Source organism: Metapseudomonas phytobenefica (assembly GCF_043392685.1).
Taxonomy (GTDB): domain Bacteria; phylum Pseudomonadota; class Gammaproteobacteria; order Pseudomonadales; family Pseudomonadaceae; genus Metapseudomonas.
The window spans coordinates 1-8,761 of sequence record NZ_JBHZGM010000060.1 but is presented as its reverse complement, the minus strand read 5'-3'; the positions used below and the strand labels follow the sequence as shown (position 1 = coordinate 8,761).

7 protein-coding genes are annotated in these 8,761 nt (G+C 65.3%); 1 reads left to right on the top strand and 6 read right to left on the bottom strand.

Annotated features, from left to right (window positions below; all coding sequences use genetic code 11):
• Positions 1-124 (top strand): transposase (locus tag ACFW0B_RS25495; RefSeq protein WP_211168216.1); only part of this gene is annotated, 124 nt, incomplete at its 5' end.
• 47 nt (positions 125-171) lie between these two features.
• Here the strand turns inward: ACFW0B_RS25495 and ACFW0B_RS25490 are convergent.
• The 6 genes from ACFW0B_RS25490 to ACFW0B_RS25465 form a co-directional block, all read right to left on the bottom strand.
• Positions 172-3,225: a multidrug efflux RND transporter permease subunit gene (locus ACFW0B_RS25490; RefSeq protein WP_449151744.1), complete on the bottom strand. Its 3,054-nt coding sequence runs from the start codon at positions 3,223-3,225 to the stop codon at positions 172-174.
• Between the two features lie 26 nt (positions 3,226-3,251).
• A complete protein-coding gene (locus tag ACFW0B_RS25485; RefSeq protein WP_449151743.1) occupies positions 3,252-4,403 on the bottom strand; it encodes an efflux RND transporter periplasmic adaptor subunit in 1,152 nt (383 codons plus the stop codon).
• A gap of 387 nt (positions 4,404-4,790) precedes the next feature.
• On the bottom strand, positions 4,791-5,885 hold the full coding sequence (locus ACFW0B_RS25480) for a DUF1513 domain-containing protein (RefSeq protein ID WP_449151742.1): 1,095 nt from the start codon (positions 5,883-5,885) through the stop codon (positions 4,791-4,793).
• 1 nt (position 5,886) lies between these two features.
• Positions 5,887-6,960 (bottom strand): imelysin family protein, encoded by a 1,074-nt coding sequence (locus tag ACFW0B_RS25475; RefSeq protein WP_449151741.1) that lies wholly within the window; start codon positions 6,958-6,960, stop codon positions 5,887-5,889.
• A gap of 10 nt (positions 6,961-6,970) precedes the next feature.
• Positions 6,971-8,398 (bottom strand): di-heme oxidoreductase family protein, encoded by a 1,428-nt coding sequence (locus ACFW0B_RS25470; RefSeq protein ID WP_449151740.1) that lies wholly within the window; start codon positions 8,396-8,398, stop codon positions 6,971-6,973.
• Between the two features lie 247 nt (positions 8,399-8,645).
• A partial coding sequence (locus ACFW0B_RS25465; RefSeq protein WP_200590169.1) for a transposase occupies positions 8,646-8,761 on the bottom strand: 116 nt, incomplete at its 5' end.

The window sequence follows — 8,761 nt, the reverse complement described above, 5'->3', positions numbered from 1 at the left end:
CACCAGTGTCCTGGAGGGGGTGAACAACCGCATCAAGGTGATCAAACGCATGGCCTATGGCTTTCGGGACTCGGCCTACTTTTTCCTGAAAATCAAGGCCGCCTTCCCCGGGAAAGCGCGATGAACCAGAAAAAACCCCGCGCTGCGGGGTTTTTCTTTATCTCGCCGGGGTCAGTGGCTTGCCGCCACCTGCCCACTGGGCTGCAGGTCCTTCTTCGCCAGCAGCGTATACACGCACGGCAGTACGAAGAGGGTGAACAGCGTACCGATGGACATGCCGGTGGCGATCACCAGGCCGATGTCGAAGCGGCTGACCGCGCCGGCGCCGGTGGCGATGATCAGCGGCACCATGCCGAACACCATCGCCGCGGTGGTCATCAGGACCGGACGCAGTCGGATGGAAGCGGCTTCTTCCACTGCTTCGCGGGCGCTCAGGCCCTTTTCGCGGCGCAGCTGGTTGGCGAACTCCACGATCAGGATGCCGTGCTTGCTGATCAGGCCGATCAGGGTCACCAGGCCCACCTGGGTGTAGATGTTCATGCTCGACCAGCCGAGGAACAGCGGAATCAGCGCACCGCAGATGGACAGCGGCACGGTCACCAGGATCACCAGCGGATCGCGGAAGCTCTCGAACTGCGCCGCCAGCACCAGGAAGATGATCGCCAGGGCCAGGCCGAAGGTGACGTAGAGCGCGCTGCCTTCCTGCACGAACTGGCGCGAGGCGCCGGCGTAGTCGAAGCCGTAGCCGCGCGGCGCTTCCTCGCGGGCAATCTGCGACACGGTGTCGATGGCCTCGCCCATGCTCACTGTCGGGAAACCCTCGATGATCGCCGAGTTGAGCTGCTGGAACTGCTTCAGGCGGGTCGGCCGCGCGCTGTCATGCACGCTGATCAGGGTCGACAGGGGCACCATGGCGCCACTGTCGCTCTTCACGTAGTAGTTGCTCAGCCAGCCCGGATTGTCCCGGTAGGCGCGTTCCACCTGGGCGATCACCTTGTAGCTGCGGCCATCGATGGTGAAGCGGTTGATCTCGCCTTCGCCCAGCAGAGTGGCCAGGGTGGAGCCGAGGTCTTCCATGGATACGCCCATCTGCGCGGCCTTGGCCCGATCGATATCCACCACCACTTCCGGCTTGTCGAACGCCAGGTCGACGTTGAGGAAGGCGAACTTGCCCGATTCCAGGGCGCGCGCCTTGATCCGCTCGGCCACCTGCAGCAGCGACTCGTAGTCGTTGGGGGTGTTGATCACGAACTGGAACGGCAGGCCCTCGCCGGTGCCCGGCAGCGACGGCAGGTTGAAGCCGAAGATCTGCAGGCCGGGGATCTGGTCGAGTCTGCCCTGGACTTCCTGGAGCAGTTCCATCTGGGTGCGCTCGCGCTCGTCCCAGGGTTTGAGCAGGAAGCCGCCGATGCCTGACTGCACGCCGTCGAAGCCGTTGATCTGGAACGAGGAGTAGTACTCGGGGAACTCCTTGAAGATCTTCACGAACTGGTCGGTGTAGGCGTTCAGGTAGTCCAGGTTGGTGGGCTGCGGGGCCCTGGACATGATGAAGACGACGCCCTGGTCTTCGTCCGGGGCCAGTTCGCTTTTGGTGAACTTCAGCAATACCGGGATCAGGCACAGCACGATGACCGCGAACACCACCACCACCGGACGGGTGTCGAGGGTGCCGTGGAGGGCGTGCTGGTAACGCTGCTTGAGGCGGTCGAAGATCATGTCCAGGCGGTGCGCGAGGCCGCTGGGGTTCTCGTCGTGGCGCAGCAGCCTGGAGCACATCATCGGCGACAGGGTCAGGGCAACGATGCCGGAGATGATCACCGCGCCTGCCAGGGTCAGGGCGAACTCACGGAACAGCGCACCGGTCAGGCCTTCGAGGAAGCCGATGGGCGCGTACACCGCCGCCAGGGTGATGGTCATCGAGATGACCGGCACGGCGATCTCGCGGGCGCCCTCGATGGCGGCGTCGAACGGCGTCTTGCCCTCTTCGATGTGCCGGTGGATGTTCTCCACCACCACGATGGCGTCGTCCACCACCAGGCCAATAGCCAGCACCATGGCCAGCAGGGTCAGCAGGTTGATGGAGTAGCCCATCAGCTGCATGAAGAAGAGCACGCCGATCATCGACAGCGGGATGGTGATCACCGGGATCAGCACCGAGCGGAACGCGCCGAGGAACAGGAACACGACCACGATCACGATCAGCACCGCTTCGGCGAGAGTCTTCACCACTTCGTCGATGGAGGCCTGGATGAAGCGGGTGGCGTCATAGGCGATGGAGACCTTGAGGTTCGGCGGCAGCTGGGATTCCAGCTCCGGCATGATCGCGCGCACGTGCTTGATCACGTCCAGCGGGTTGGCGCTGGGGGTGCCTTTGATGCCGATGTAGACCGAGGGAATGCCATCGAAGGAGCTGATGGAGTCGTAGTTCTCCGCGCCCATTTCCACCCGCGCGATGTCGCGAACCAGCACGCGGCTGTCACCCACCGTCTTCACCGGGATGGCGCCAAAGGCTTCCGGCGATTTGAGGTCGGTGGTGGCGTTGATGCTGGTGACCACGTACTGACCCTTCACTTCGCCGGCGGCGGAGAGGAAGTTGTACTTGCGCACCGCGTCGCGGATGTCGTTGGCGGTGATGCCGTAGGCCGCCATCCGCACCGGGTCCAGCCACAGGCGCATGGCGAAGACCTGGTTGCCGAGGATTTCCGCCTCGGCCATGCCGGGCAGGGTGGCCAGCTTGGGCTGGATCACCCGCGACAGGTAATCGGTGATCTGCGGGTTGGACAGCACATCGCTATAGAAGCTGATGTACATCAGCGCCGTGGAGTCTGCCGCTTCCTTGGTCAGCACCGGGTCTTCGGCTTCCTGGGGCAGCTTGTTCTTCACTTCGTTGGCCTTGGCCAGCAGTTCGGTGAAGAGGCGGTCGGAGTTGGCGCCGATGCGCGCGTAGATCTGGATGACCGAGGCGTTCTGCTGGCTCGCCGAGGTCATGTAGTCGATGCCCTCGGCGCTGGCCAGGCTCTGCTGCAGCGGCTGGGTGATATAGCCCTGGATGGTCTCGGCGTTGGCGCCGGGGTAGGCGGTGGTCACCGTGATCAGGGCGTTTTCCATCTGCGGGTACTGGCGGATCACCAGTTTGCTGAAGGCCTGCAGGCCCAGTAGCACGATCAGCAGGCTGACCACGGTCGCCAGTACCGGGCGACGGATGAAAGGATCTGTGAAAGCCATGTTCCGTTCCTTCGCGCGCGTGCGTATCACTCGGCGCGGGCTTGATTTTCCGGTTTGGTGGCCAGGGTCTGGTCGGGGACGATGGCGACGTGGGAACCGTTGTCCAGCTTGAGCTGGCCGGAAGTCACCACTTGCTCGCCGGCCTGGAGGCCCTTGAGGATCACGACCTTGCCGTCACGACGCTCGCCGGTCTCGACGAAGCGGCGCTCCACCACCAGCTGGGGTTGGCCGTCCTGGCCTTTCTCGGGCTGGCCTTCGGCGTTCGTCTTCTCGTTGATGACGTACACCGAGTTGCCGTAGAGCGTGTAGGTGATGGCGCTTTCCGGCACCACCACGCGCTCCGTGTCGCCCGGCAGCAGCACTTCGAGGTTGGCGAACATGCCCGGCAGCAGCTTGCCCTCGGGGTTCGGCAGCACCGCGCGGACCTGCAGGTTGCGGGTGCTTTCCTCCACCTTGGGGTTGAGCGCGGCGATGTCGCCTTCGAAGTACTCGCCGGGGTAGGCCGCCACGCTGACGCGCACCTTCTGTCCAACCGCCAGCAGCGGAGCGGATTGCTCGGGCAGGAAGAAATCGACGAACAGGGTGTTCAGGTCCTGCAGGGTGGCGATGGTGGTGCCGGAGGACAGGAAGTCGCCCACGTCCACCTGGCGGATGCCGATGGTGCCGGAGAAGGGCGCGATGATGCGCTTCTTGTCCATGAGCGCCTTGAGCTGGGCGACCTTGCCGATGGCGGCCTGGAGTTCCGAGGACAGGCGGTCGAACTCGCTCTTGGAGATGTTCTGCCGGCTGACCAGGCTGCGGCCGCGTTCGAACTCGACGCGAGCCAGGGACAGTTCGGCCTCGGCGGTGGCCAGGGTGGCGCGTTCCACGTCGCTGTCCATCTGGATCAGCGGCTGGCCCTGCTTGACCTTCTCGCCGGAGAGGAACAGCACGTCCTGGACGGTGCCGCTGGCTTCGACGGTGAGGTCGACACCCTGGAAGGCCTTCAGCGAGCCGATGGCCGGCAGGCGGCTTTGCCAGGGTAGCTTGACGGACCTTTCCGCGGAGACGTTGATGGGCGGTTGGGGCGCAGAGAACTGCTGGACCTGCTGGTAGATCGAGAGGCCTTTGGAGGCGGCGAGGGCGAGCACCACGAGTGCAACCACCCCCAGCATGATGAGCATGCGGCGGAGCAACATATTCCGGTTCCTTGGCAGGGGAAAATAGGCCTGGGAATAGGCAAGGGATGCACCTTAGTCCCAGAGCCGGATCCAAGTCAAAGACAAGAAATTGCAGGACGTTGCATTCTGCTGATTAGACCGTTGTGACAGCGAATAATCCCTGTAGATCGCGACTTTTCGCGCCAGTTCCCTGGGTGGCGATCCGGCTTTTGCTGATCAGCGGAAGGGTCTGGCGGCACGTCCCTGTGCCGTGCGTGGGTCAGGCGTGGAGGCGGCGGTGAGCGGGCACCGTGGTGCAGGTAGCGGTGTTGACTGCTGCAGGAGCTGGCTTGCCAGCGAATGGCTCCGTTTCGCCAGCAAGCTGGCTCCTACAAGGCTTCTCGATCGCTCCGACAGAAATATCCGTCAGGCAAGGTGCAGGTGGTTGTCCCAGAAGCTGGCCGGCAGTTGCAGCGGGGTGGCGCTGAACTGTTCGCCGCGGCAGTCGTACAGACGGCAGCGGCCCTGGCCGGAGGTGACGACGAAGCCGTCCTTCACCGCGCCGACGCCGGCGCAGTCCGGCAGGGGCGCGTCCAGGCGCACGGCGCCGCTGTCCAGGTCCCAGATGAAGAAGCGGTTGCCCCGTGGCGCGGTCAGGGCCACCAGGCGCAGTTCGTCGTGGATGGCGACGCTGGCGGTGTACTGGACCATCGCCAGGCGCTGCTCCTCCTCCAGCGGGAAGGGTTGCAAGGGCTGGCCGGGACGCTTGATGGCGAGCAGGTCGGCGTGGTCGGTGACATCGCCCATGTATTGCTGGCCGGCGACTATGGTGCCGTCGGCACCGATGGCCAGGTGACGGATGCTGTTCATCTGCTGCGGCAGGGTTTCCTTCGACAACAGGCTGCCGTCGCGGCGCATCAGTACCAGGCTCGGCTCCATGGCATCGAGGTTCATCTCCACGCGGCTTTCCGCTTCGGTGCGGATGCCGCCATTGGCCACCACCAGGGTTTCGCCGTCGGGCATCCAGCACACCTGGTGCGGGCCCAGGCCGTGGGTGGAAAGCTCGCCGTCGTGGAGCAGCTGGCCGCCTGCGAAGCGATAGCGGCCGAGCATGCCCCGGCCCGGATCGGTGGTGTCGTTCTCGGTGGCGTAGAGCCACTCGCCGTCGCGATGCCAGACGCCATGGCCGTAGAAGTGGCGGTCTTTCTGCGAAGTCAGGGTCTGCAGCAGGCGGCCGTTGGTGAGGTCCACCAGGTAGCTTTCGGTACCCGGGCGGCGGGCGACGAACAATGCTACCGGCTCGCTGGGATGTTCGACGATGTCATGGCAGCGCTGGGCGACGCGGGTGGCGAACACCTGTGTGCCGTCCAGGCGGTAGCCCACCGCGTAATGCTGGCCGTCGGCATCGTCGCGGGCGGAGAGCAGCAGGGGCGCATGGCCCCTGCGGCTCAGGGTCCAGCCGCCCAGGCCAACGGCACCGAGCAGCAGGGTGGCGAGAGTGAGGACCTGGCGCCGGAGCATGTCAGTCACCGTCGTTGGCGTTGAAGCCGAGTTGCACGCCCAGGGCCTTGGCCAGTTCACCGGAGTGCAGGCGCTGGACGCGATCCAGGCTGTCGTAGAAGTCGTTGACCTGCTGGCGGCCTTCTTCGCTGGCCAGCAGCTCGCCGAGGGGCTGCCTGAGGGCGTCGAGCTTGCCGCGAGCCTCGCTGTAGCCCGCGTCGATCTTCTCCGCCAGGGCCTTCTGGTCGTCGTCCAGCAGGCTGCGGATGCCGTGCTTGTCGACGCCCCGCCAGAGGGACTCGGCGCTGGCCAGGGCCGCGGAGATGTTGGAAAGGGAGGTTTCGCTGCGCCAGGCTTCGGCCTGCATCGGCTGGGGCAGGCCCTTGGTCTGGCGGCCCAGCGGGGTGCCGAGCTTTTTCTTCAGGGTATCCAGGGCGGTGGCCTGGACGCGCAGCAGTTCGGAGATGGCTTCGTGGGAATCGGCGTAGCGCTGGTTGGGGAACTTGCTCAGCTGGTCGAGCATGCCGTCCTTGCTGTTCCAGCGCGCGAGGATTTCCTCGGCCAGGGTCTTCTGGCGCTCACCGATGGCTTGCAGCAGAGGGCAGTAGCGCTCCTTCTGGGCGCTGTCGGCCATGTCCAGGTTGCTGTCGAAGAGGATGTACTCGTAGGCGGACAGGCCCTGCACGACCACGCTGGCCTTGGCCAGGGCGGTGGCGTCGATGTTCGGCTGGGTCTTGACCAGTTGCTCCACCTGGCGTCCGACCAGGTTCTTCTTGTCCGGCCAGAACTGCACCTGCCAAGCGCGGTTGCCTTCGGCCAGCGGGCCCACCATCAGCGGCTGCAGTTCGGCCCAGGCCTTCTGTGCCTTGATGAAGTCGGCACGTGCCTTGGCCAGGTCTTCCTTGCCGGCGCAGAAGGCCAGGGCGCTGGCGGCGAGCTGGCGGTCCGCTTCGACCCAACGGCTGTAGCTGGGCAGGATCACTTCCTTGGCCAGGGCGGCCGCGGTCTGCGCCTGCGGGTCCTGCGGGTCCTGCGGGGCGCAGGCGCCGAGGGCCAGTGCGGCGAGGCTGGTGAACAGCAGTTTGGGGCGGAACATGGGTGGCTCCTTATAGGGAATTCAGAAAAGCCAGCAGCGCGGCGCGCTGTTCGGCGTTGTAAGTCAGGATCTTCTGCTTCGCCGCTTCTGCTTCGCCGCCGTGCCAGAGAATGGCTTCCAGCAGGTTGCGCGCCCGGCCATCGTGCAGGAACTGGGTGTGTCCGCTCACCGTTTCGGTCAGACCGATGCCCCACAGCGGCGGGGTGCGCCAGTCGCGACCTCCGGCCTGGAACTCGGGGCGGCCGTCGGCCAGGCCTTCACCCATGTCGTGGAGCAGCAGGTCGCTATAGGGGCGGATCACCTGGTTGGCCAGCTCAGGTTCGGCGGCACTGGCCGCCGTGGTGAAACTCGGGGTGTGGCAGGCCTGGCAACCGGCCTGGTGGAACAGGCCCTTGCCATCCAGCACCTGCGCGCTGTCAACGTCGCGCCGCGCCGGTACGGCCAGGTTGCGGGTATAGAACAGTACGAGGGACAGGATGTTGTCGCTGACTTCCGGCACACCACCATTGACCGCGGCCTTGCAGGCGCTCTGCGCCGCCGTGCAGTCGTCCATCGGCAGGGCCGTGGTGGTCAGGCCCATATCACCGGAGAACGCGTGGATATTCTGCTGGTTCAGGTTCGGCTGTCCGGCCTTCCAGCCGAAACGACCGAGCACTGTCTTGCCGGCCACGTCGTCCCAGACCTGGTTGGCGCGGCCACGGATGCCGTCACCATCGCGGTCGTCCGGATCGGCATTGGCGAGGATCGCCGATTCCGGAATCGCCTCCAGCAGGCCGAGACCGATCATCGGCGGGGCAACCCGTGCGGAAAACAGGGTGTCCGGGTGCATCGGGCCGTAGCCGAGCCGGGTGATCTCCAGGCGCGGCTTGCGCAGCTCGACGGTGGTGCCGTCGGCGAAGGTCACCGGCAGGTTGTCGTAGCTGACCCGCACCTTACCCTCGGGCTCGACGCCGGGTATCGCGACGTCCTGCAACTGGCCGCCGTACACCGGCTCTGGCACCACGCCCAGGCGTTCCAGTTGCTGCGCGTGGGCGGCCGAGGCATCGGCGGGGATCGACAGGCGCACCAGCATGGACACCGCATTGTTCGCGCCCGGCGTCGGCGGATGGCCACGGCCGTCCTTCACATGGCAGTTCTGGCAGGCGTTGGTGTTGAACAGCGGACCCAGGCCGTCACGTGCCGTGGTGGTGGCGGGGGCGATCACCCAGGGGTTGCGGAAGAAGCTGTTGCCCACGCTGAAATCCAGCCGGCGTGAAGGCGTCAGGTTGGCCGAGGGCATGGAGAAGGCGTTGTGGTCGAACTGGCGGACCGTCGCGGCGCCGCCGGAAAGGTGCTCGCCGGGCTCGGCCCGGGTAAACCGCGGAGCGTCGTCACATGCACTGAGGCTGAGGGCCAGCAGCAGGGGCGACAGGCGGCGAAGGGCCGGTGGAGCGAGCATTGGCGGGGTCCGGTCGGCGAGAAACAGGCGGGCAAGCTTATCAGGACTGGGGTCTTTGAATAAGAGGGATTTGCGTTTGGCTTGCAGTCTGAAGTCAAGCCTATGCGAGATTATTGTGTGGGCGAATTCATTCGCTAAGGGGTGCGCAGCGCCCCCTAATTGGGCATCTGGGCAGGCCTGCGGCCTGCATAGCGAATGAATTCGCCCCCACAGGAAATGCAGCCCCTCGGACCGAAACAAAAAAGGTTCATCGCGCTTTCCCGGGGAAGGCGGCCTTGATTTTCAGGAAAAAGTAGGCCGAGTCCCGAAAGCCATAGGCCATGCGTTTGATCACCTTGATGCGGTTGTTCACCCCCTCCAGGA

Excerpts from the sequence above, each read along its gene's own strand:
- ACFW0B_RS25490 (WP_449151744.1), bottom strand. The coding sequence starts at position 3,225 with ATGGCTTTCACAGATCCTTTCATCCGTCGCCCGGTACTGGCGACCGTG.
- ACFW0B_RS25485 (WP_449151743.1), bottom strand. The coding sequence starts at position 4,403 with ATGTTGCTCCGCCGCATGCTCATCATGCTGGGGGTGGTTGCACTCGTG.
- ACFW0B_RS25480 (WP_449151742.1), bottom strand. The coding sequence starts at position 5,885 with ATGCTCCGGCGCCAGGTCCTCACTCTCGCCACCCTGCTGCTCGGTGCC.
- ACFW0B_RS25475 (WP_449151741.1), bottom strand. The coding sequence starts at position 6,960 with ATGTTCCGCCCCAAACTGCTGTTCACCAGCCTCGCCGCACTGGCCCTC.
- ACFW0B_RS25470 (WP_449151740.1), bottom strand. The coding sequence starts at position 8,398 with ATGCTCGCTCCACCGGCCCTTCGCCGCCTGTCGCCCCTGCTGCTGGCC.